Here is a 19,679-nt window from a genome sequence, read left to right as displayed (position 1 = left end):
CAATGTAGATCAGCTCAACGGCAGTTCAACATGCACCTGCCAGTCGCCCCCGTCCGGTCCCGTGCGCGCGCGGCCGCCGAGCAGGGCGGCACGCTCGTGCATGCCGCGCAGCCCGCTGCCCCGGCCAGCACCGGGCACCTCCGCCGTGAGCGGACTGCGGACCTCGAGCCCCAGCGTGCCGCCGGTGACCTCGATACGGACCAGCACGGGCACGGCCCCGGCGTGCCGCAGCACGTTCGTCAGCGACTCCTGGAGGATGCGGTAGCCCTCGCGGGAGACGGGGCCCGGGAGCGCCTCCAGGGGGCCGGAGACGTCCGCCTCGACCTTCGCCCCCGAGGTGCGGGCCGACTCCAGCAGCCGGTCGGCGTCGACCAGCGTCGGCCCGCCGGCGACGGGCCTCTCCGACTCCCGCAGCACACCGAGCACCCGGTCCAGGTCTTCCAGGGCGGCCCGACCGGTCTCCTCTATGGCGAGCAGGGCCCGGTCGGTGAACGCCGGATCGCCGGCCGCCCGCGCCGCGCCGGCCTGCACCACCGCCACGGTCAGGGCATGGCCGACGGAGTCGTGCAGCTCGCGGGCGATCCGCGTGCGCTCCAGGAGTTGTTCCGTGCGCTCCTCCAAGGCGGCGAGACGCTCGGCGGGGGAGGGGCCGAGCAGCCGGCGCGCCAGCGCGGTGACCAGCAGGCCGAGCCCGACCACCGCGCCGTAGAGCGCGACGAGCGGGAGTGGCGCGAGGAAGGCGTACGCCCGGTGCGGCCGGAGCACACCCAGCACCGGGAGGTCGACGGACGCCCGGCCGGCGGCGAGCCGCACACACTCGTAGGTCGTGGCCGGCAGCCAGACCGTCAGGCAGGAGGCGACCACCCCCAGCGCCGTGCGGGCCTCCAGCCACAGTGTGGTCCGCAGCCGGTCCCGCCAGCCGGCCGACGGCTCCACGGAGATCGCCGTGTCTGGCTCGCCCGGTGTCAGCAGCAGCCGCGCCTGCACACCCTCGCCCCGACGCACACCGGGGACCAGCAGCCCGAGCGGAACCAGCGCCAGCGCGGGCACCCACGGCGTGCTCATGTCGACGAACAGCCACACGCTGATGGCGAGCATCGGCACCCACAGGTGCAGCAGCCGTGTGTAGGTCGTCCCGCGGAACAACGGGTGCAGAATGCCGGGCATTTCGCCATCGTGCCACCCGCCTCCGACACCGGTCCTCCCCCGCCCGGGGGAGCCGGTCCCCACCGGCGGGGGAGGACCGCGGACTGCACCGGCGGCCAGGCTGCTGCCATGACCAGCATCGATGTCCAGGACCTCACCAAGGAGTACGGCCGCCGCCGCGCCGTGGACGCCCTCACCTTCCGGGTTCTGCCCGGCCGTGTCACCGGCTTCCTCGGCCCCAACGGGGCCGGCAAGTCGACCACCATGCGGCTCGTCCTCGGCCTCGACCGCCCCACCTCGGGCACCGCCACGATCGGAGGCCGCGCCTACGCGACCCTCCGCGAACCCCTGCGCCACGTGGGCGCGTTGCTCGACGCTCAGGCCGTCCACGGCTCGCGGACCGGACGCGACCACCTGCGCGCGCAGGCGGCGAGCAACCGGATCCCGGACACCCGGGTCGAGGAGGTGCTGGAGGAGACCGGGCTCACGCCGGTCGCGCGCCGCCGGGTGCGGACGTACTCCCTGGGCATGCGGCAGCGGCTCGGCATCGCGGCCGCCCTGCTCGGAGATCCGGGGGTGGTCATGCTGGACGAGCCCTCCAACGGCCTCGATCCCGAAGGCATCGTGTGGATCCGCGGTCTGCTGCGCCGGCTCGCGGCGGAGGGGCGCACGGTCCTGGTCTCCACCCATCTCATGCAGGAGACCGCGTCCTTCGCCGACCACCTCGTGGTCCTCGGACGGGGCCGCCTGCTGGCCGACACCCCGGCGCGGGAGTTCGTCCACGCACGCGTGCGGCCCGGCGTCCGCGTCCGTACGACCGACGCCGCCGCGCTCACGGCAGTGCTCGCCGCCCACGGCCACCACGCCGTCCGGCACGAGGAGGGGCACTGGACGGTGCCGGACGCGCGCGTGGACGACATCGGACGCCTCGCCTCGTCGGCCGGCGTCCCGCTTCTCGAACTCACCGCGGAGGAGGCCACGCTGGAACAGGCCTACCTCGATCTGACCGCGGCCGAGACCGAGTTCACCGCACCCCACCAGGAGGTCTGACCATGGAGTTCCTTCCCGCGCTGCACGCGGAGTGGATCAAGATCCGGACCCTGCGGTCACTCGTCGGATCGCTCTGCACGGTCCTCGTCGTGACGGCGTCCCTCGCGGCGCTGGCAGCGCTCGACGCCGACGACGAGGCCTTCGACCCGCTGTTCTCGGTGTTCTTCGGCCTCACCTTCGGCCAGCTGGCGGCGATCGTGTTCGGCGCGACCGCCGTCTCCTCCGAACTCCGGCAGGGGTCCCTGCGGTCCGCGCTGACGGCCGTGCCCCGGCGCGGCCACTGGTTCGCCGCCAAAGCGGTCGCGATCGCCGTGCCCTCGCTGGCCGTCGGCCTCCTCGCGGGCGCGGCGAGCCTGGCCGTCGGCCGGGCGGCACTGGGTGCCGACGCGCGCGGACTGAGCTGGTCCGAAGGACTGCGAGGCGCGGTGGGCTGCGGTCTCTACCTGACGCTGATGGCCCTGTTCGCCGCCGGCCTCACAGCCGTGCTGCGCAGCGGCGTCGCCACCCTCGGCATCCTGATCCCCTTCCTGCTCATCGTGTCCTTCGTGGTCGGGGACATCTCGTCCTCGGTCGCCGACTTCCTGCCCGACCGGGCGGGCCAGGTGGTGCTCCACGAGACGTGGGACGGCGCGCTGGGGCCCTGGACGGGCCTCGCGGTGACCGCGCTGTGGGCGTCGGCCGCTCTCCTCGCCGGGGCGTGGAGCGTGCGCCGACGGGACGCCTGACGCCGGCGGGACCCTGACGGGCCGCCAATTGTCAGTGGCGGCGGGTTTACTGGATCACATGGACAGCGCTGAGCTCCTCGCCGAGATCGACTCGCTGTGCGCCCTCGACCTGGCCGCGGGACACGGCGGGTCGCAGCTCGCTCTGGCGGGACCCGGCTTCCGCGTGGCGGAGCTGGCGGTCAGTCACGGCCTGCCGACGGGGGATGCCGGGAGGCGGACGGAGGGCGTGGCGGACTTCCACGCCCTCAGGGACCACCTGTCCCAGCGGCTCAGCGACCGGTGGGGCCGACAGCAGCCGTCCTGGGGGATGGTGACGCTCCGAGTGCGCCTGGACCGGGGCGAGGAGATACCCGAGCCCTGGGCCACCGTGAGTCTCCTGGTGGACGAGCTGGACCTGTGGCGCGTGGAGGGGGCGGACCGCTGGGTGGCCCTGGGGGTGGCCGACGGCGGACCGGCCGACGAGGTCAGGCTGCTCGGCGTGGTGACGGACATAGACCCTCCGTGAACGCCTGCCGCCCCACGCGCATCGCCGTGCCAGGAGCGGGCCCCGGTCAGGCGTCCTGCGCCGCCACCCGCAGCAGCGCGAACTCCTCCGCCATGGTCTGCGCCGTCCAGTGCGCGTTCAGTCCGCTCGGATTGGGCAGCACCCACACCCGCGTGTCCCCGATCGTCCGCTCCTGCGGGCCCACCCGCGCCGTGCGGTCGTCGAACGCGGCCCGGTAGGCGGTGACTCCGACCACGGCCAGCCAACGCGGCCGCAGCCGCGCCACCTTCAGCGCCAGCAGCCGTCCGCCCTCGCGGTACTCCTCGGCGCTCAGCTCGTCCGCGCGGGCCGTCGCCCGGGCGACGACGTTCGTGATTCCGAGCCCGTACGACGTCAACTCCCGCTGCTCCGACGGCTTCAGGAGCCTCGGCGTGAACCCGGACAGATGCAGCACCGGCCAGAAGCGGTTGCCGGGGCGCGCGAAGTGGTGTCCCGTCGCGGCCGTCATCAGACCGGGGTTGATGCCGCAGAACAGCACCCGGAGACCGTCCGCGACCACGTCCGGTACCAGACGGTCGCGGGCGGCCTCCAGTTCGGCCGGGGTGAAGCGGGTCAGAGGATCGCCCCCGGGGTGTAGCCCGCGGCCTCCGGACGCTGCTTCACGAGCTCGTCCACACGGGCGACGACCGTGGCGACCTGGTCGGCGGCGGCACCGGTGAAGGACAGCTTGTCGGCCATCAGCCCGTCCAGCTGCGCCCGGTCGAGCGGGATGCGCTCGTCGGCGGCCAGCTTGTCGAGGAGTTCGTTGCGCTCGGCGCCCCGCTCCCGCATCGCGAGCGCCGAGGCGACGGCGTGCTCCTTGATCGCCTCGTGCGCCACCTCGCGGCCCACACCGGCACGCACCGCGCCCATCAGGACCTTCGTGGTGGCGAGGAAGGGCAGGTAGCGGTCCAGCTCGCGGGCGACGACCGCCGGGAAGGCCCCGAACTCGTCGAGCACCGTCAGGAACGTCTCCAGCAGGCCGTCGAGCGCGAAGAACGCGTCGGGCAGCGCCACCCGGCGGACCACCGAGCAGGACACGTCGCCCTCGTTCCACTGGTCGCCGGCCAGCTCCCCGGTCATCGACGCGTAGCCGCGCAGGACGACCATCAGGCCGTTGACGCGCTCGCAGGAGCGGGTGTTCATCTTGTGCGGCATCGCGGAGGAGCCGACCTGGCCCGGCTTGAAGCCCTCGGTCACCAGCTCGTGCCCGGCCATCAGCCGGATGGTCTTCGCCAGCGAGGACGGCGCGGCCGCCAGCTGCACCAGCGCGGTGACGACCTCGTAGTCCAGCGAGCGCGGGTAGACCTGGCCGACGGAGGTGAACGCCTGCGAGAAGCCGAGGTGACCGGCGATCCGCTGCTCCAGCTCCGCGAGCTTCGCCGCGTCCCCGCCGAGCAGGTCCAGCATGTCCTGCGCCGTGCCCACCGGGCCCTTGATGCCGCGCAGCGGGTAGCGGCCGAGCAGTTCCTCCACGCGGGCGTGGGCGACCAGCAGCTCGTCGGCCGCCGTCGCGAAACGCTTGCCGAGGGTGGTGGCCTGCGCGGCCACGTTGTGCGAGCGGCCGGCCATGACCAGCTCGCCGTACTCGCCGGCCAGCCGGCCCAGTCGCGCGAGCACCGCCACCGTACGGTCGCGGACGAGTTCCAGCGACAGCCGGATCTGCAGCTGCTCGACGTTCTCGGTGAGGTCGCGACTGGTCATGCCCTTGTGCACGTGCTCGTGCCCGGCGAGGTCGTTGAACTCCTCGATCCGCGCCTTCACGTCGTGCCGCGTGACCTTCTCACGCTCGGCGACGGAGGCCAGGTCGACCTGGTCGAGGACGCGCTCGTAGTCGGCGATCGCCGCGTCCGGCACCTCGATCCCGAGGTCCTTCTGGGCCCGCAGCACGGCGAGCCAGAGCTGACGCTCCAGCTTCACCTTGTGCTCGGGGGACCAGAGCGTGGCGAGCTCGGCGGAGGCGTAGCGTCCGGCGAGGACGTTCGGGATGCGGGGCTTGGCGGGCGCAGAAGTCACGTGTACGGATTCTACTGGCGATTCGTGCAGGCCAGCGCCACCGGGTCGTTTGGCGGAACCTACGAGAGGCCGGCGCGGGCGGCGGTAGGGCGGCGGCGGCCGTACGGCACCGTCCGCGACCTCGGCCGGTCGACGGCGGCCGTACCGCACCGTCCCGGCCTCGCCGGTCACTCCGCGGGCTTCTCCCAGGGGAGCAGCTCGGCCCGCTTGGGCGGCAGTCCGTCACCGGAGGAGCGGCCCGTCAGACGGCGGCCGATCCAGGGCAGCAGGTGCTGTCGGGCGAACCGGGCGTCGGCCACCCGGCGGGCGCCCCACCCCGGCGGGAGGGTGGCCTGCGGGGGCGTGCGCCACTCCGGGTCCTCCGGATGGTGGCCGAGGGCCTGCCACACCGCCTCCGCGACCCTGCGGTGCCCCTCGGCCGTCAGGTGCAGCCGGTCCACGTCCCACAGGCGGGGATCGGAGAGGGAGGGAGCGCCGTACAGGTCGACCACCAGCGCGCCGTGCCGCTCGGCGAGGCTGTCGACCATGGTGAACAGCTCCTCCATACGGGGCCGGAACCGTTCCAGGACGGGGCCCTGCCGGCCGGGGCTGCGCATCAGCACGAGCTGCTTGCACGCGGGGGCGAGCTGCTCCACGGCCTCGGTCAGCAGACCGCGCACCCGCCCCATGTCGCACTTGGGACGCAGGGTGTCGTTGAGCCCGCCGACCAGGGTGATCACGTCGGCGCCCATCGCGGCGGCCACGGGAACCTGCTCGTCCACGATCTGCTTGATCAGCTTGCCGCGCACCGCGAGGTTGGCGTACCGGAAGCCGGGTGTGCGGGCGGCCATCCGCTGGGCGAGGACGTCGGCCCAGCCCCGGTAGGTGCCGTCGGGCATCAGGTCCGACATGCCCTCGGTGAAGGAGTCGCCGACCGCGACCAGGCTGGTGTACGGAGGAGCGGGAGGGGGGTTCGTCTGCATGGCGCCAACGATGGTAACCCGCCCGCATACCCGGTGGTCGGTCGGCCCTTTCCCCGCGGTGACCGCCGGGTCGCCGCCCCCGAGGGCGGCGGCCCGAAGGCCGGTCAGGTCCGCTGCCCGAACAGCTCCCGCAGGACGTCCTCCATGGTCACCAGTCCCGCGAGCCGGCCGTCGTCCCCGAGCACGGCCGCGAGGTGTGTGCGGCTGCCGCGCATCGCCGTGAGGACGTCGTCCAGCGGCGTGTTCTCCCGCACCCGGGCGATCGGCCGCATGTCCGGCACCCGGAACGGCAGATCACGCGGCGACGCGTCCAGGGCGTCCTTCACGTGCAGGTAGCCCACGATGCGGCGCCCGTCGTCCACCACCGGGAAGCGGGAGAAGCCCGATTCGGCCGCCAGCCGCTCCAGTTGCTCGGGGGTGACGCCCACGCGCGCGTGGACGACCCCCTCCAGCGGCAGCACCACGTCCCGCACGGGCCGGCGGCCCAGTTCCAGCGCGTCGTTCAGCCGTTCCAGGGCACGGTCGTCGATCAGTCCCGCCTCGCCCGAGTCCCGCACGATCCGGGCCAGCTCGGCGTCCGAGAAGGTGGCGGTGACCTCGTCCTTGGCCTCCACCCGCAACAGTTTCAGCAGGGCGTTCGCGAAGGCGTTGATGGTGAAGATCACCGGGCGCAGCGCCCGTGCCAGCGCCACCAGCGGCGGCCCGAGCAGCAGCGCGCTGCGCACCGGCTCCGCCAGCGAGATGTTCTTGGGCACCATCTCGCCCAGCAGCATGTGCAGATACGTCGCCAGGGACAGCGCGATCACGAACGACACCACGTGGCCCGCACCGGCGGGCACGCCCACCGCGTGGAACACCGGCTCCAGCAGGTGCGCGATGGCGGGTTCCGCGACCACGCCCAGGACCAGGGTGCACAGCGTGATGCCGAGCTGCGCGGCGGCCAGCAGCGCGGAGACGTGCTGCAGACCCCAAAGGACGCTCTTCGCCCTCCGGTCGCCCTCGTCGGCGTACGGCTCGATCTGGCTGCGGCGCACCGAGATCAGCGCGAACTCCGCGCTCACGAAGAAGGCGTTGACGACGAGGGTCGCCAGACCGATCAGCAGCTGTACGGCGGTCATCGTTCCCCCTGCTCGTCGTCGCGCGGCGCGTGCAGTACGACGCGCGCGGCTCTGCGGCCCGACGCGTCCACCACGTCCAGCCGCCAGTCGGCCACGTCCACGCGGTCACCGACCGCCGGTATGCGGCCCAGTTCGGTCGCGATCAGACCGGCCAGCGTCTCGTACGGCCCGTCCGGCACCTTGAGTCCCACGCGCGCGAGCTGGTCGGTGCGGGCGGACCCGTCGGCGGAGTACAGCGTGCGGCCCTCGTCGTCGGTGCCGGCGGGGGCCAGGTCGGGTGTCTCGTGCGGGTCGTGCTCGTCCCGCACCTCGCCCACCACCTCCTCGACGATGTCCTCCAGGGTCGCCACGCCCGCGGTGCCGCCGTACTCGTCGATCACCACGGCCATGGTGCGTCTGCCCGACAGCCGGTCCAGGAGCCGGTCGACGGTGAGTGACTCCGGCACCAGGAGCGGCTCGCGCATCACCTCGGAGACGGGCACGCGGGAGCGCCGCTCGGCGGGCACCGCGAGGCAGTCCTTGATGTGCGCGGTGCCCACCACGGCGTCGAGGCTGCCGCGGTACACCGGGAAGCGGGACAGCCCGGTCGCCCGGGTCGCGTTCGCCACGTCCTCGCAGGTGGCCTGCGCGTCCAGGGCGATGACCTGCACGCGCGGTGTCATCACGTTCTCCGCGGTCAGGTCGGCCAGGTTCAGCGTCCGGACGAACAGCTCCGCGGTGTCCGCCTCCAGGGCGCCCTCCCGGGCGGAGTGCCGGGCCAGCGCCGCCAGTTCCTGCGGCCCGCGCGCGGACGCCAGCTCCTCGGCGGGCTCCAGGCCGAACCGCCGTACGACCCGGTTTGCGGTGTTGTTGAGGTGGGTGATGAAGGGACGGAAGGCGGCGCTGAACCAGCGCTGCGCGTTGCCCACCCGCTTGGCCACGGCCAGCGGCGAGGAGATCGCCCAGTTCTTCGGCACCAGCTCGCCGACGACCATCAGGAACACGGTCGACAGGGCGGTACCCAGCACCAGGGCGAGCGTGCTCGCGGTGGAGTCCGGAATGCCGAGGGACTCCAGCGGGCCCGCGATCAGGGCCGCGATGGACGGCTCGGCGAGCATGCCGACGACCAGGTTGGTGACGGTGATGCCGAGCTGCGCGCCGGACAGCTGGAAGGTCAGGTTGCGTACGGCCTTGAGGGCGCCGGCGGCACCCCGTTCGCCGCGCTCCACCGCGCGTTCCAGCTCGCCGCGCTCGACCGTGGTCAGTGAGAACTCCGCCGCGACGAAGGCGCCGCAGGCCAGCGAGAGCAGGATCGCCAGCAGCAGGAGGAGCACTTCGGTCATCGGGTCACCTCCGTCCCATGATCGGGCAGGGTGCGGAGGATCGCGCGATGTCGCGTACTGGGAGGCTCGCCCATGGGCGGACGCTCACACCTTTCATAGAGGATCGAGTGGCCCCCAATGGTAAAGGATGGGCAAAAGGGTTCGGTCAGTGGTCCGTCGGTTCGCCGCCGAGCGGCTTCACCCAGCGGCGCCAGTGCTCCTCGGGCGTGTACCCCGCGGAGCGCCAGGCATGGTGCGCGGTCTCGTTGCGTCGCAGCACCATCGCGTCCCCGCGCCGCCCGCCGAGCCGTACGAACCGCTCCTCCGCCGCGGTGAGCAGGGCCGAACCGATGCCCTGGCGGCGACGGCCGGGGTGCACGGCCAGCCGGTAGAGGTGACAGCGCCAGCCGTCGAAGCCCGCGATCACCGTGCCGACGGGTTCGCCGTCGAGCTCGGCGAGGATCAGTGCCTCGGGGTCGCGCTCGACCAGCCGTTCCACTCCGGGCCGGTCGTCGCTGATGCTGGTGCCCTCGGCGGCCACCTTCCAGAAGGCGAGCACGGCGTCGAGATCCTCGGGCGTCGCAGCCCGTACGCGCAGGTCTGTCATGAACAGATCCCACCACGGGTGCCGGACGGCGACACGGGTTTCCAGCATGCGGACGCGGCCGCACGACCGGACGCGGCCGGACTCATCCGCGCGACCGGCCCGCGCCCCGGCGCGGGTGACGGCCACGCCGACCGATCGACCGACAGGCGCCCACGCGACGCCCCCGCCCCCTTCGTCCTCACTCGTGCGCGATGGCCGCCAGGACGTTCATCCGGGACGCCCGCAGCGCCGGCAGGAGTGCCGCGACGATGCCGACCACCGCGGAACCGACCACGACCGCGACGATCGTGGTCCAGGGGATCGCGAGCGCCTTCATGCCCTGGAGGGCCAGCACCTGGTGCATGCACACGCCCCACACCAACCCCAGGGCGAGCCCCAGGACCGCGCCGAACACCGCGATGACCACCGACTCCAGCCGGATCATGCGGCGCAGCTGTCGCCGGCCCAGCCCGATGGCCCGCAGCAGGCCGATCTCCCGGGTGCGTTCCACCACGGACAGGGCGAGGGTGTTGACGACTCCGAGGACGGCGATGACGATCGCCAGCCCGAGCAGCGCGTACACCAGGTAGAGCAGCACGGCGATCTGGTCGTGGACCAGCTTCTTGTAGTCGGCCTGGTCACGCACCTGGACCTGCGGATACGGGTCGAGGGTGCGTTCCAGGGCGGCGCGCAGCTTCTCCGGGCTCGTGCCGGCGGCCGCGTTGACGTAGAGCGCGGAGTCCTGGCCGCCGGGGACGTACTTCTCGACGGTGGCGATGCCGAAGACCAGGCCGCCCTGCATGCCGAAGCCGCCGGCGCCGTCCTGGTCGGTGAGGGCTGCCACGGTCAGCTCGGCGCTGCGGCCGGCCGGGAACTCGACGGGCACGACACTGCCGAGGCGTACGCCGTGGTCCTCGGCGAACGAGGAGTCCATGGCGATGTGCCCGTCCGCCAGGGCGGCCGCCGTGTCGCCGCCCGTGTAGGTCACGTGGGCGACGTCGTCGACCCGGGCGTCGTAGCCGGCGGCGGTCGTCTTGACGCGCTTGCCGTCCGGGAGCCGTACGGCGACCGGTGCGAACCGCTGCCGTACGACGAGACCGACGCCGCCGGTCGCCCGCACCTTGTCGGTGACCTCCTGCGAGAACGGCACGAAGTTGGCGTTCTGGACGATGAAGTCGGCGCCCAGCGTCTTGTCGATCTGCTGGTCGAAGGAGCGGGACATCGAGGCGCTGGCCACCGACATCCCGCCGACCAGGGCGAGGCCGACCATGAGGGCGGCGGCGGTGGCGCCGGTACGGCGGGGGTTGCGCAGGGCGTTGCGCTGGCTCATCCGGCCGACCGTGCCGAACAGCGCGGGAAACGCGCCGCCGAGGACCCGGATCACCGGACGCACCAGCAGCGGACCCGCGATCACCGTGGCGATCAGGGTCAGCGCGACGCCGAGCCCCAGCAGGGAGGCCGACGTGGACGTCTTCGAGGCGGTGGCGCAGCCGGCCAGGGCCGCGGCGCCCAGCGCCCCGACGACCGAGCCGACCACCGCGCGCACCCGCAACGGCCGCCCCACCCCGGCGATGTCGGCGTCCGCGAGCGCGGCCATCGGCGAGACGCCCGCTGCCCGCCGGGCCGGGAGGTACGCGGCCACGAACGTGACCCCGACCCCCACGACGTACGCGGCGACCGGCGTGCCCCACCCGACGACCATCTCGGTGGCCTTCAGGTTCATCCCGAACGCGCCCATGAGCTTGATCAGCCCGAAGGCGAGACCGATGCCGGCGGCAAGGCCCAGCGTCGAGCCGACCACCCCGAGCAGCAGGGCCTCGGTGAGCACGGACCGGCGCACCTGCCGCCGGTCGGCGCCCAGCGCCCGCAGGAGCCCGAGTTCGCGGGTGCGCTGCGCGATCAGCATCGAGAAGGTGTTGACGATCAGGAAGACGCCGACGAGGACGGAGATCCCGGCGAAGCCGAGCATGACGTACTTGATCACGTCGAGGAATCCGCCGAGGTCGGCCGCCGACGACTCGGCCTGTTCGGCGGCCGTCTTCACGTCGTAGGCGCGGGTGCCGGTCTCGGCCACGACGCGGCGCTTGAGCGCGTCGTCGCCCACCCCCGGCGCCGCGTCCACGGAGATGCTGGTGGCCCGCCCGGCCGAGCCCAGCAGTTGGTCGGCCGCGGTCGCGGGGTCGAGGTAGACCAGGGCCGCGCCGGGGTTGGTGGTGGTGAAGGTGGCGATGCCGACGATCTGGACCTTGAAGGTGCCCGGCTGTGCCATCACGGTGAGCCCGTCGCCGACGCCGACGTGCTTGCGCTTGGCGGTGTCCGCGTCGAGGAGGGCCTCGGACGCGCCGCGCGGGGCGTGGCCCGAGGTGAGCTTCACGGGGCTGCGGTCGGTGACGTACCAGTCGGTGGCGATCGTCGGGGCGCCGCCGCTGTTCCCGATCGACTCGTTGTCGCCGTCGACGATCGTGATGTTCTCGACGGAGACGTCGGCGTGCGCGGACGCGACCCCGTCGACCTTCGCCACCTGGTCGGCGAGCGCGGCGGGCAGGGTCTGGGTGGCGCCGGTCGGCACCGACGACGACAGGTCGTCCTTCGGCTCCACCGTCACGTCGGCGGAGGTGGAGGCGAAGAGCCGGTCGAACGTGCGGGAGACCGTGTCGGAGAAGATCAGGCTGCCCGCGACGAACGCCACGGACAGGACCACGGCCAGCGCGGAGAGCAGCAGCCGCCCCTTGTGGGCGAGGAAGCTGCGCAGGGTCGCCTTCAGCACGGCTCAGTCCTCGTCGGGGTCGGCGTCGTCGGGCCGGCCGGCGGTGGCGCCGCCGGAACCGGTGAACAGGCGCATGCGTTCCAGCACCGCCTCGGCCGTCGGCCGTTGCATCTCGTCGACGATCCGGCCGTCGGCGAGGAAGAGCACCAGGTCGGAGTGGGCGGCGGCGCCCGGGTCGTGGGTGACCATGACCACCGTCTGCCCCAGCTGGTCGACGGCCTCGCGCAGGAAGCCGAGCACCTCGAGGCCGGCGCGCGAGTCGAGGTTGCCGGTCGGTTCGTCCGCGAAGATCAGCTCGGGGCGGGAGGCGAGCGCGCGGGCGCAGGCCACGCGCTGCTGCTGGCCTCCGGAGAGCTGGGCGGGCCGGTGCCCCAGCCGGTCGCGCAGCCCGAGCGTGTCGATGACCTGGTCCAGCCACTTCTGGTCGGGCTTCTTGCCCGCGATGTCCATGGGCAGGGTGATGTTCTCGGCCGCGTTCAGCGTCGGGATGAGGTTGAACGACTGGAACATGAACCCGATCCGGTCCCGGCGCAGCCGGGTCAGCTCGCGGTCCTTCAGGCCCGTGATCGCGGTGTCGCCCAGCCACACCTGGCCGGCCGAGACGGAGTCGAGGCCCGCGAGACAGTGCATCATCGTGGACTTGCCGGAGCCGGACGGTCCCATGACGGCGGTGAAGCGGCCGCGCGCGATGTCCACGTCCACCGAGTCCAGGGCCAGCACCGTGGTCTCGCCCGAGCCGTACGCCTTGGTCAGGCCGCGGGCGCGGGCCGCGACCCCGTCGGCCGACGCCAGGCCCGGCGCGTGCTCCGTAGCAGGTGTGGACAAGGCTGCCTCCTCGCTCATGGACGTTCCGACCCGGTGGTCCCGGCCGAGGGTAGTGTGACCGGCCGCACACCCGGTATCCCCCCTGGGTGTCGGCGGCTCTCCACCCCAGGTCGGGTCCCTGATACCGGTGTAAGGGGCAACCTCCACCCCTGGGTGGACCACTTGCCCGCGCTAGCAGTTCGGCGCTAGCGTCACGGGTATGGCGAAGACCCAGCTGAACGTGCGCGTGGACGAGGGCACCGCGCGGGCCGCCCGCGAACGCGCGCTGGCCCGCGGGATGAGCGTCAACCGCTACATCGAGGAGCTGGTCAGACAGGACACCGGAGAGGTCGGCCACACCTTCGTGGAGGCCGCCGCCGACTTCATGAAGCAGTACGAGTCCGTCTTCACCGACGAGTTCGGCGCCGACCGGGCTCCGGGCGCCGAGGCCACCCGGGAAGGCCGTCGCTGAGACCTTGGGCAATCTCAGGATCGACCTCGCCTGGCTGCTGATGCTCGCCGAACACAAGACACCCGGAGACCCCCAGGTCACCGACTGGGGCGCGCTGGTCGCGGCCGTCGCACGCCACCGGGCCGAGATATTCGACGTCCCCGTCTACGACAGCCCGCACGCGCGCGCCGCCGCCCTGCTGCAACTCCTCATCCACGTGCCCGCGCTGGAGCGCTCCAACGCGCTGTTCGCGTCCGCCGTCGCCTACGCCTACCTGGTCGCCAGCGGCCTCAAGGTCGTCACCTCGCCCGAGCAGGTCCGCGACCTGGCCCGCCTGGTCAGGAGCGGGGACGCCTCGGTCGACGACATCGCGCGGGAACTGCGGCAGTGGAGCCTGTGAGCTGCGGCGCCCGGTGTGCAGTTCACCGCTCCCCGTGGCCGGGACGCCACGCGCTGCCCAGCACGCAGAAGGACGTGGGCAGCGCCGGGCCCCTGTCCGGCAGCAGGAAGCTCCGGTAGGGGCCCAGTTCGAACCCGGCGTCGCGCAGCGCCGCGACCGGGTCGCGGGCCAGGTGGCAGCCGCCGGCCAGGGGAGGCCACACGGTCCGGTCCAGCGTGCGCTGGGCGGCACGCATGACCGGGCCGCCGCCTTGGCCGTGCTCGAAGAACCGGACGACCCCGCCGGGCCGCAGCACCCGCCGTACCTCGCCGAGGGCGCGCGGCACGTCCCGCACACTGCACAGCACCAGTGAGACGACCGCCGCGTCGAAGGCCTCGCTCTTGACCGGCAGCGCCTCCGCCGCGCCCGGCACGACGTCGACGGGCACCTCCGCGCGCAGCGCGGCCTCCACCGCCGCACGCCGCAGCCGGCGCTCCGGTTCGATCGCCACCACCTCCGCGACCGGGCCCGGATAGTGCGCGAAGTTCAGACCGTTGCCCGCGCCGATCTCGATCACCCGCCCCGACAGCCCGGTCAGCAGCCGCTCGCGCACCCCGGCCATACCGAGCCGCGTCTCCGCGGCGAGGCTGAGCCGGGCGTAGTACCGGGCGAACAGGGGATGGTGCACGGCATCCCGCGCCACCCTGCCGGAACCGCCTGACCTCAGCGCCATGGGGACCTCCTCGCGGGACGGGCCTTACGGCGAGTGTTCCCCGCCGGGCACCCGCGCACCCCCGTCACCGGCTCACCGGCCGGCCCGCCGGCGGTCGCCCGGACCGCCAGAGAGCCCGGCAGCAGGACGGCGGGACATCGGCCCGCAGCACCCTCGGCCCGAGAAGGGCAGGTCAGCCGACCTGTGGCGCGTGGCCGGACTCCGCGCCGGGTCCCGCACTCCCGTGCCCGCCCACCGTCCCACTCGTCCGAGAAGCGCCCACTACGCGCCTTCCCGCGCCCGGAACGCCTCAGCGTCCCAGGTCCCGTCCAGCCGTGGCGCCAGCCAGCACGGGGCGTCGGCGCGGAACGCGGCGGGGGTGAGTGTTCCCGCTCCCGCGGGCAGGGCGCCGAGAAGGGGTGCCCCGGCCACGTCCGGCAGATCCGCGAGGTTGCAGCGGGAGGCCAGGTCCGGTGTGTCGGGCCAGCTGCCGATCACGATCCCGAGCAGGCCCAGCCCGCGCGTCCGGAGTTCGCGTGCCGTCAGTTCCGTGGTGTTGAGCGTGCCCAGGCCCGCGGACGCCACGAGCAGCATGGGTGCCTCCAGCAGTCCGGCCGCGTCCGCGAGCGTGCCGCCCTCCGCGTCGAACCGGACGAGCAGTCCGCCCGCCCCCTCCACCAGCACCAGGTCGTGCGCGGCGGAGAGCTTCGCCGCGGCCTCGGCGACCTCGTGCGGACGCACCGGCTCGCGCCCCGCCCGGCGGGCCGCCGTGGCGGGGGCCAACGGCTCGGGATAGCGGGCCACCTCGGCCGCCGTCACGTCCCCGGCGAGCCGCACGACCTCGGCGGCGTCCCCGGGCTCGTCCGGCCGTACTCCCGTCTGCGCGGCCTTCAGCACGGCCACCGACCGGCCGGCCGCGCGGGCCGCCGCGGCGACGGCGGCGGTCGCGACCGTCTTGCCGACCTCCGTGCCCGTGCCCGTGATCACCAGTACCGGCATGACATCCCTTCCGAGTCGCTCACTGCGCGCCTGCCGCTCACCGGCCGCCCTCAGCCCTCGCGCGCGGCGGCGCACACCGCGCGGGCGATCCGGGCCAGGTCGGCGTCGTCCGTCACGTACGGCGGCATGGTGTAGACGAGGTCGCGGAACGGCCGTAGCCACACGCCCTCGCGTACGGCGGCGCGGGTGGCGGCGGCCATGTCCACCTCGTGGTCCAGCTGGACCACGCCGATCGCGCCGAGGACCCGTACGTCCCGCACGCCCGGCAGGTCCGCGGCCGGCGCCAGTCCGTCCCGCAGCCCTGCCTCGATCCGCTTGACCTCCAGCCGCCAGTCCTGCCCGAGCAGCAGCTCGATCGAGGCGCAGGCCACCGAGGCCGCCAGCGGGTTGGCCATGAAGGTCGGCCCGTGGGCGAGCACCGGGACCTCGCCGCGCGAGATCCCGTCGGCCACCTCCGACGTGCACAGCGTCGCCGCCATCGTCAGGTAGCCGCCGGTCATCGCCTTGCCCACGCACATCACGTCCGGCGTGACCGCCGCGTGGTCCGCGGCGAACAACGCGCCGGTACGGCCGAAACCGGTGGCGATCTCGTCGAACACCAGCAGCACGCCGTGCGCGTCGCACGCCTCGCGCAGGACCCGCAGGTAGGCGGGGGAGTGGAACCGCATCCCGCCGGCCCCCTGCACCACCGGCTCGACGATCACCGCGGCCAGTTCGTCCGCGTGCGCCGCGACCGCCGCACGCAGCCGCTCCGCGTACGACTCGTCGTAGTCGGCGTGCGGCGCGTCCACGAACACCTGGCGCGGGAGCACTCCCGTCCACAGCTCGTGCATCCCGCCCTCGGGGTCGCACACTGACATCGGCTGCCAGGTGTCGCCGTGGTAGCCGCCGCGCCAGGTCAGCAGCCGCTGCTTGGCGGGGCGGCCCAGCGAGCGCCAGTACTGCAGACACATCTTGACGGCGACCTCGACCGACACCGATCCGGAGTCGGCGAGGAAGACGTGCTCCAGGCCGTCGGGCGACATGTCGACAAGGAGCTTCGCCAGCCGTACGGCGGGCTCGTGGGTGAGCCCGCCGAACATCACGTGGCTCATGCGCCCCAGCTGTGCCCGCGCCGCCTCGTTGAGCACCGGGTGGTTGTAGCCGTGGATCGCCGACCACCAGGACGACATGCCGTCGACCAGTTCGCCGGAGCCGTCGGCGAGGGTGAGCCGTACCCCGCTCGCCGACTCCACGACCAGCGGTTCCTGGCGGCCGGGCATGGGCCCGTACGGGTGCCAGACGTGCCGCCGGTCGAGGTCCAGCAGTTCGGGCAGGCTCAGGTCAGGCATTGGGCGCGAGGTCCGTCCCGGCACCCCTGCGGCGGACGGCGACGAGGTCGGTACGCGCCTCGCCGGCCTGCGCGGCCACCGCACCGGCCTCGGCGGCCACACCGGCACCCGCCTCGGCGGCGGCACCGGAACCGCAGACACCGCCGCCCGCTTGCGACCCGCAGGTGGGGCCCTCATGGGACCCGCAGGCGCCGTCGCCGTGGGAGCCGCATCCGGCGCCCTCGTGCGAGCCGCACCCGCTTGAGGCGCCGGCCTCGGACCGGTGCTGCGGCAGGGTCACCTGGTCGGTGCCCTCCACCTCGAACCCGGCGTCCGCGATCATCTCCAGGTCGGCCTTCCCGGCCTGGCCCTCACTGGTGAGGTAGTCGCCGAGGAAGATCGAGTTGGCCAGGTTCAGCGCGAGCGGCTGCATGGTGCGCAGGTGCACCTCGCGGCCGCCCGCGATCCGGACCTCGACGTCCGGGCAGACGAACCGGACCATCGCCAGGATGCGCAGGCAGCGCTGGGGGGTGAGGTTCCACTCCTTGGCCAGCGGGGTGCCCTCGAACGGGATCAGGAAGTTGACCGGCACCGAGTCGGGGTCCAGCTCGCGCAGCGAGAAGACCACGTCGACCAGGTCCTCGTCGCTCTCGCCCATGCCGGCGATCAGGCCCGAGCAGGCCGACAGACCCGCCGCGTGCGCCTTCCGCACGGTGTCCACGCGGTCGGCGTAGGTGTGCGTGGTCGTGATGTCCCCGTACGTCGCCTCGGACGTGTTGAGGTTGTGGTTGTAGGCGTCCGCGCCGGCCTCGCGCAGCCGGTCGGCCTGTCCGTCGGAGAGCAGGCCCAGGCAGGCGCACACCTCGACGCCCTCGTTGCCGTCCTTGATCGCCTTGATGGTGTCCGAGACGCGGTCCACGTCCCGGTCCGTCGGGCCGCGACCGCTGGCCACCAGGCACACCCGCTTGGCGCCGCCCGCGAGGCCGGCAGCGGCGGCCCTGGACGCCTCGTCGGGCTTCAGCCAGGTGTACTTCAGGATGCCCGCCGTCGAGCCGAGCCGCTGCGAGCAGTAGGAGCAGTCCTCGGGACACAGCCCGGACTTCAGGTTGACGAGGTAGTTGAGCTTCACCCGTCGGCCGAACCAGTGGCGGCGCACCTTCCCGGCCGCGGCCACCACATCGAGCAGATCGTCGTCGGAAGTGGCGAGGACGGCAAGAGCCTCCTCGCGGGTCGGCACCTCGCGCCGAAGCCCCTTGTCCACCAGCGTGTTCAGCAGGTCCATGAGAGCCGATCCTGTCCTACGAGACCGCCCGCGGCCAAGGAGGCTTCGGACAAACAGCGCCCCACGGCCGTGTGGGTATTGCCACACGGTGGGCCGCAAAACGTGCCGCTAGGGTCTGTTCACTGCCTACAAATTCCCCGGAGGAGCCATGGCGTTCGGCTGGATCGACGAGCAGGCGCGAGCGCGCCGCGACGCCGGGCTCGTCCGGACCCTGCGCCCCCGCCCCGCCGACTCGCCGCTGCTCGACCTGGCGAGCAACGACTACCTGGGCCTGTCCCGCCACCCCGAGGTCACCGAGGGCGCGGCCCGGGCCGCGCGGACGTGGGGCGCCGGCGCGACCGGCTCCCGGCTCGTCACCGGCACGACCGAACTGCACACCCGGCTGGAACGCGAGCTGGCGGACTTCTGCGGCTTCGAGGCGGCGCTCGTCCTCTCCTCCGGCTACGCGGCCAACATCGCCGCTGTCACCGCGCTCGCCCCGCACGGTTCGCTGGTCGTGTCCGACGCGGGCAACCACGCCTCCCTGATCGACGGCTGCCGGCTGGCCCGGGGCACGACCCAGGTCGTCGGGCACGCCGACCCGGAGGCCGTGGGCAAGGCCCTCCACACGCACGAGGGTCCTTCCGTCGCCGTGTCCGACACGGTCTTCTCGGTCGACGGCGACGCCGCCCCGCTGTCCGCGCTCGCCGCGGTGTGCCGGGAGTACGGGGCCGGACTGGTGGTCGACGACGCCCACGGCCTCGGCGTGATCGGCGACGGCGGCCGGGGCGCGCCGCACGCGGCCGGGCTCGTGGGGGCCGAGGACGTCGTCGTGACGGTCACGCTGTCGAAGTCGCTCGGAAGTCAGGGCGGCGCTGTGCTCGGCCCCGCCCGGGTGATCGACCACCTGGTCAACGTGGCCCGCACGTTCATCTTCGACACTGGCCTCGCGCCCGCGGCGGCGGGCGCCGCCCTGGCCGCCCTGGAACTGCTGCGCCGCGAGCCCGAACGGGCGGCGCGGGCGCGGGCGGTGGCCGGCGAACTGCACGCACGCCTGACGGCCGCCGGTCTGGACGCGGTACGTCCGGACGCGGCGGTCGTCTCCGTGCGGGCGCCGTCCCCGGAGGGGGCCGTGCGCTGGGCGGCCGACTGCCGTGCGGCCGGGCTGGCCGTGGGGTGCTTCCGTCCTCCTTCCGTGCCCGACGGCGTCTCACGGCTCAGGCTCACCGCCCGCGGGGACCTCTCCGGGGCGCAGATCGAAAGCGCTGTACGGGTGATCGGCGAGACGCGACCATGAGTCGGCGTGACACGGCCGCGTGCCGCGCGAGATGAGGGCGGTCAGAAAAGGCGGACACCGGCGGTGAAGTCCGTCCAGCTCTCGGGGGAGAAGAGCAGCGCGGGTCCGGCCGGGTCCTTGGAGTCGCGTACGGCGAGCAGTCCGGCGCCTGGGCCGGTCGTCGGTCGCGCCGTCTCGACGCAGTTGTTCGCTCCCGTGCTGTAGCTGCTGCGCAGCCAGCGCACTGTGTGCAGAGCGGTGCTGGAAGGTACGTTCCGAGGCAGAGCTGACAT

20 protein-coding genes are annotated in these 19,679 nt (G+C 73.3%); 6 read left to right on the top strand and 14 right to left on the bottom strand.

From position 1 onward, the window contains the following. Positions 1 to 9: 9 nt before the first annotated feature. Positions 10 to 1,167, bottom strand: coding sequence for a histidine kinase (locus tag ABZT03_RS13270; protein ID WP_356037801.1), 1,158 nt, complete (start codon positions 1,165 to 1,167; stop codon positions 10 to 12). 108 nt (positions 1,168 to 1,275) lie between these two features. On the opposite strand from ABZT03_RS13270, the gene ABZT03_RS13265 reads away from it, so the two are divergent. From ABZT03_RS13265 to ABZT03_RS13255, 3 genes are read left to right on the top strand one after another with little or no spacing between them, the layout of a single operon-like run. Then, the gene (locus ABZT03_RS13265; RefSeq protein WP_356037799.1) at positions 1,276 to 2,196 is read left to right on the top strand and encodes an ATP-binding cassette domain-containing protein; all 921 of its coding nucleotides are present in this window, start codon (positions 1,276 to 1,278) and stop codon (positions 2,194 to 2,196) included. Between the two features lie 2 nt (positions 2,197 to 2,198). Continuing rightward, complete coding sequence (locus ABZT03_RS13260; RefSeq protein ID WP_356037796.1) at positions 2,199 to 2,921, top strand: ABC transporter permease; 723 nt, start codon at positions 2,199 to 2,201, stop codon at positions 2,919 to 2,921. Between the two features lie 58 nt (positions 2,922 to 2,979). Then, positions 2,980 to 3,426 carry a hypothetical protein gene (locus tag ABZT03_RS13255; RefSeq protein WP_356037793.1) on the top strand — a complete coding sequence of 149 codons (447 nt, stop codon included), beginning with the start codon at positions 2,980 to 2,982 and terminating at the stop codon, positions 3,424 to 3,426. Between the two features lie 46 nt (positions 3,427 to 3,472). Here the strand turns inward: ABZT03_RS13255 and mug are convergent, their stop codons facing one another. The 8 genes from mug to ABZT03_RS13215 all read right to left on the bottom strand — a co-directional run bounded on the left by mug (position 3,473) and on the right by ABZT03_RS13215 (position 13,019). Further along, positions 3,473 to 4,021 carry a G/U mismatch-specific DNA glycosylase gene (mug, locus tag ABZT03_RS13250; RefSeq protein WP_356037955.1) on the bottom strand — a complete coding sequence of 183 codons (549 nt, stop codon included), beginning with the start codon at positions 4,019 to 4,021 and terminating at the stop codon, positions 3,473 to 3,475. Next, on the bottom strand, positions 4,018 to 5,460 hold the full coding sequence (gene purB, locus ABZT03_RS13245) for an adenylosuccinate lyase (RefSeq protein WP_356037790.1): 1,443 nt from the start codon (positions 5,458 to 5,460) through the stop codon (positions 4,018 to 4,020). Before purB ends, mug begins: the two co-directional genes overlap by 4 nt. 167 nt (positions 5,461 to 5,627) lie before the next feature. Beyond that, positions 5,628 to 6,422, bottom strand: a complete 795-nt coding sequence (locus ABZT03_RS13240) for an SGNH/GDSL hydrolase family protein (protein WP_356037787.1) — start codon at positions 6,420 to 6,422, stop codon at positions 5,628 to 5,630. A gap of 104 nt (positions 6,423 to 6,526) precedes the next feature. Beyond that, positions 6,527 to 7,540: a hemolysin family protein gene (locus ABZT03_RS13235; RefSeq protein WP_356037784.1), complete on the bottom strand. Its 1,014-nt coding sequence runs from the start codon at positions 7,538 to 7,540 to the stop codon at positions 6,527 to 6,529. Continuing rightward, a complete protein-coding gene (locus ABZT03_RS13230; RefSeq protein ID WP_356037781.1) occupies positions 7,537 to 8,862 on the bottom strand; it encodes a hemolysin family protein in 1,326 nt (441 codons plus the stop codon). Before ABZT03_RS13230 ends, ABZT03_RS13235 begins: the two co-directional genes overlap by 4 nt. 145 nt (positions 8,863 to 9,007) lie before the next feature. Beyond that, positions 9,008 to 9,448: a GNAT family N-acetyltransferase gene (locus ABZT03_RS13225; RefSeq protein WP_356037779.1), complete on the bottom strand. Its 441-nt coding sequence runs from the start codon at positions 9,446 to 9,448 to the stop codon at positions 9,008 to 9,010. Positions 9,449 to 9,626: 178 nt separating this feature from the next. Continuing rightward, positions 9,627 to 12,194: an ABC transporter permease gene (locus tag ABZT03_RS13220; RefSeq protein ID WP_356037776.1), complete on the bottom strand. Its 2,568-nt coding sequence runs from the start codon at positions 12,192 to 12,194 to the stop codon at positions 9,627 to 9,629. 3 nt (positions 12,195 to 12,197) lie between these two features. After that, on the bottom strand, positions 12,198 to 13,019 hold the full coding sequence (locus ABZT03_RS13215; RefSeq protein ID WP_356037773.1) for an ABC transporter ATP-binding protein: 822 nt from the start codon (positions 13,017 to 13,019) through the stop codon (positions 12,198 to 12,200). Between the two features lie 199 nt (positions 13,020 to 13,218). On the opposite strand from ABZT03_RS13215, the gene ABZT03_RS13210 reads away from it, so the two are divergent. Then, positions 13,219 to 13,470: a toxin-antitoxin system HicB family antitoxin gene (locus ABZT03_RS13210; protein WP_356037770.1), complete on the top strand. Its 252-nt coding sequence runs from the start codon at positions 13,219 to 13,221 to the stop codon at positions 13,468 to 13,470. A gap of 4 nt (positions 13,471 to 13,474) precedes the next feature. Then, positions 13,475 to 13,849: a fic family toxin-antitoxin system, toxin component gene (locus ABZT03_RS13205; RefSeq protein ID WP_356037767.1), complete on the top strand. Its 375-nt coding sequence runs from the start codon at positions 13,475 to 13,477 to the stop codon at positions 13,847 to 13,849. Positions 13,850 to 13,871: 22 nt separating this feature from the next. On the opposite strand, the gene ABZT03_RS13200 is transcribed toward ABZT03_RS13205, so the two are convergent. The 4 genes from ABZT03_RS13200 to bioB form a co-directional block, all read right to left on the bottom strand. Next, complete coding sequence (locus tag ABZT03_RS13200; RefSeq protein WP_356037764.1) at positions 13,872 to 14,561, bottom strand: class I SAM-dependent methyltransferase; 690 nt, start codon at positions 14,559 to 14,561, stop codon at positions 13,872 to 13,874. A 261-nt stretch (positions 14,562 to 14,822) separates the two neighbouring features. Next, a complete protein-coding gene (gene bioD / locus ABZT03_RS13195) occupies positions 14,823 to 15,539 on the bottom strand; it encodes a dethiobiotin synthase (RefSeq protein WP_356037762.1) in 717 nt (238 codons plus the stop codon). A 50-nt stretch (positions 15,540 to 15,589) separates the two neighbouring features. Next, positions 15,590 to 16,870, bottom strand: a complete 1,281-nt coding sequence (locus ABZT03_RS13190) for an adenosylmethionine--8-amino-7-oxononanoate transaminase (RefSeq protein WP_356037759.1) — start codon at positions 16,868 to 16,870, stop codon at positions 15,590 to 15,592. Next, positions 16,863 to 18,131, bottom strand: coding sequence for a biotin synthase BioB (bioB, locus tag ABZT03_RS13185; RefSeq protein ID WP_356037756.1), 1,269 nt, complete (start codon positions 18,129 to 18,131; stop codon positions 16,863 to 16,865). Before bioB ends, ABZT03_RS13190 begins: the two co-directional genes overlap by 8 nt. Positions 18,132 to 18,279: 148 nt before the next feature. On the opposite strand from bioB, the gene ABZT03_RS13180 reads away from it, so the two are divergent. After that, positions 18,280 to 19,407 carry an 8-amino-7-oxononanoate synthase gene (locus ABZT03_RS13180; RefSeq protein ID WP_356037754.1) on the top strand — a complete coding sequence of 376 codons (1,128 nt, stop codon included), beginning with the start codon at positions 18,280 to 18,282 and terminating at the stop codon, positions 19,405 to 19,407. A 41-nt stretch (positions 19,408 to 19,448) separates the two neighbouring features. Here the strand turns inward: ABZT03_RS13180 and ABZT03_RS13175 are convergent, their stop codons facing one another. Further along, positions 19,449 to 19,679 carry a DUF397 domain-containing protein gene (locus ABZT03_RS13175; protein WP_356037751.1) on the bottom strand — a complete coding sequence of 77 codons (231 nt, stop codon included), beginning with the start codon at positions 19,677 to 19,679 and terminating at the stop codon, positions 19,449 to 19,451.

Origin of the sequence: Streptomyces sp. NPDC005574 (assembly GCF_040605435.1) — a bacterium.
Taxonomy (GTDB): domain Bacteria; phylum Actinomycetota; class Actinomycetes; order Streptomycetales; family Streptomycetaceae; genus Streptomyces.
This window is presented reverse-complemented; position numbering and strand designations above follow the sequence as displayed.

Excerpts from the sequence above, each read along its gene's own strand:
- ABZT03_RS13225 (WP_356037779.1), bottom strand. The coding sequence starts at position 9,448 with ATGACAGACCTGCGCGTACGGGCTGCGACGCCCGAGGATCTCGACGCC.
- ABZT03_RS13190 (WP_356037759.1), bottom strand. The coding sequence starts at position 16,870 with ATGCCTGACCTGAGCCTGCCCGAACTGCTGGACCTCGACCGGCGGCAC.
- ABZT03_RS13180 (WP_356037754.1), top strand. The coding sequence starts at position 18,280 with ATGGCGTTCGGCTGGATCGACGAGCAGGCGCGAGCGCGCCGCGACGCC.
- bioB (WP_356037756.1), bottom strand. The coding sequence starts at position 18,131 with ATGGACCTGCTGAACACGCTGGTGGACAAGGGGCTTCGGCGCGAGGTG.
- ABZT03_RS13270 (WP_356037801.1), bottom strand. The coding sequence starts at position 1,167 with ATGCCCGGCATTCTGCACCCGTTGTTCCGCGGGACGACCTACACACGG.
- ABZT03_RS13235 (WP_356037784.1), bottom strand. The coding sequence starts at position 7,540 with ATGACCGCCGTACAGCTGCTGATCGGTCTGGCGACCCTCGTCGTCAAC.
- ABZT03_RS13260 (WP_356037796.1), top strand. The coding sequence starts at position 2,199 with ATGGAGTTCCTTCCCGCGCTGCACGCGGAGTGGATCAAGATCCGGACC.
- bioD (WP_356037762.1), bottom strand. The coding sequence starts at position 15,539 with ATGCCGGTACTGGTGATCACGGGCACGGGCACGGAGGTCGGCAAGACG.
- ABZT03_RS13255 (WP_356037793.1), top strand. The coding sequence starts at position 2,980 with ATGGACAGCGCTGAGCTCCTCGCCGAGATCGACTCGCTGTGCGCCCTC.
- ABZT03_RS13200 (WP_356037764.1), bottom strand. The coding sequence starts at position 14,561 with ATGGCGCTGAGGTCAGGCGGTTCCGGCAGGGTGGCGCGGGATGCCGTG.
- ABZT03_RS13210 (WP_356037770.1), top strand. The coding sequence starts at position 13,219 with ATGGCGAAGACCCAGCTGAACGTGCGCGTGGACGAGGGCACCGCGCGG.
- ABZT03_RS13175 (WP_356037751.1), bottom strand. The coding sequence starts at position 19,679 with ATGTCAGCTCTGCCTCGGAACGTACCTTCCAGCACCGCTCTGCACACA.
- ABZT03_RS13230 (WP_356037781.1), bottom strand. The coding sequence starts at position 8,862 with ATGACCGAAGTGCTCCTCCTGCTGCTGGCGATCCTGCTCTCGCTGGCC.
- ABZT03_RS13240 (WP_356037787.1), bottom strand. The coding sequence starts at position 6,422 with ATGCAGACGAACCCCCCTCCCGCTCCTCCGTACACCAGCCTGGTCGCG.
- ABZT03_RS13265 (WP_356037799.1), top strand. The coding sequence starts at position 1,276 with ATGACCAGCATCGATGTCCAGGACCTCACCAAGGAGTACGGCCGCCGC.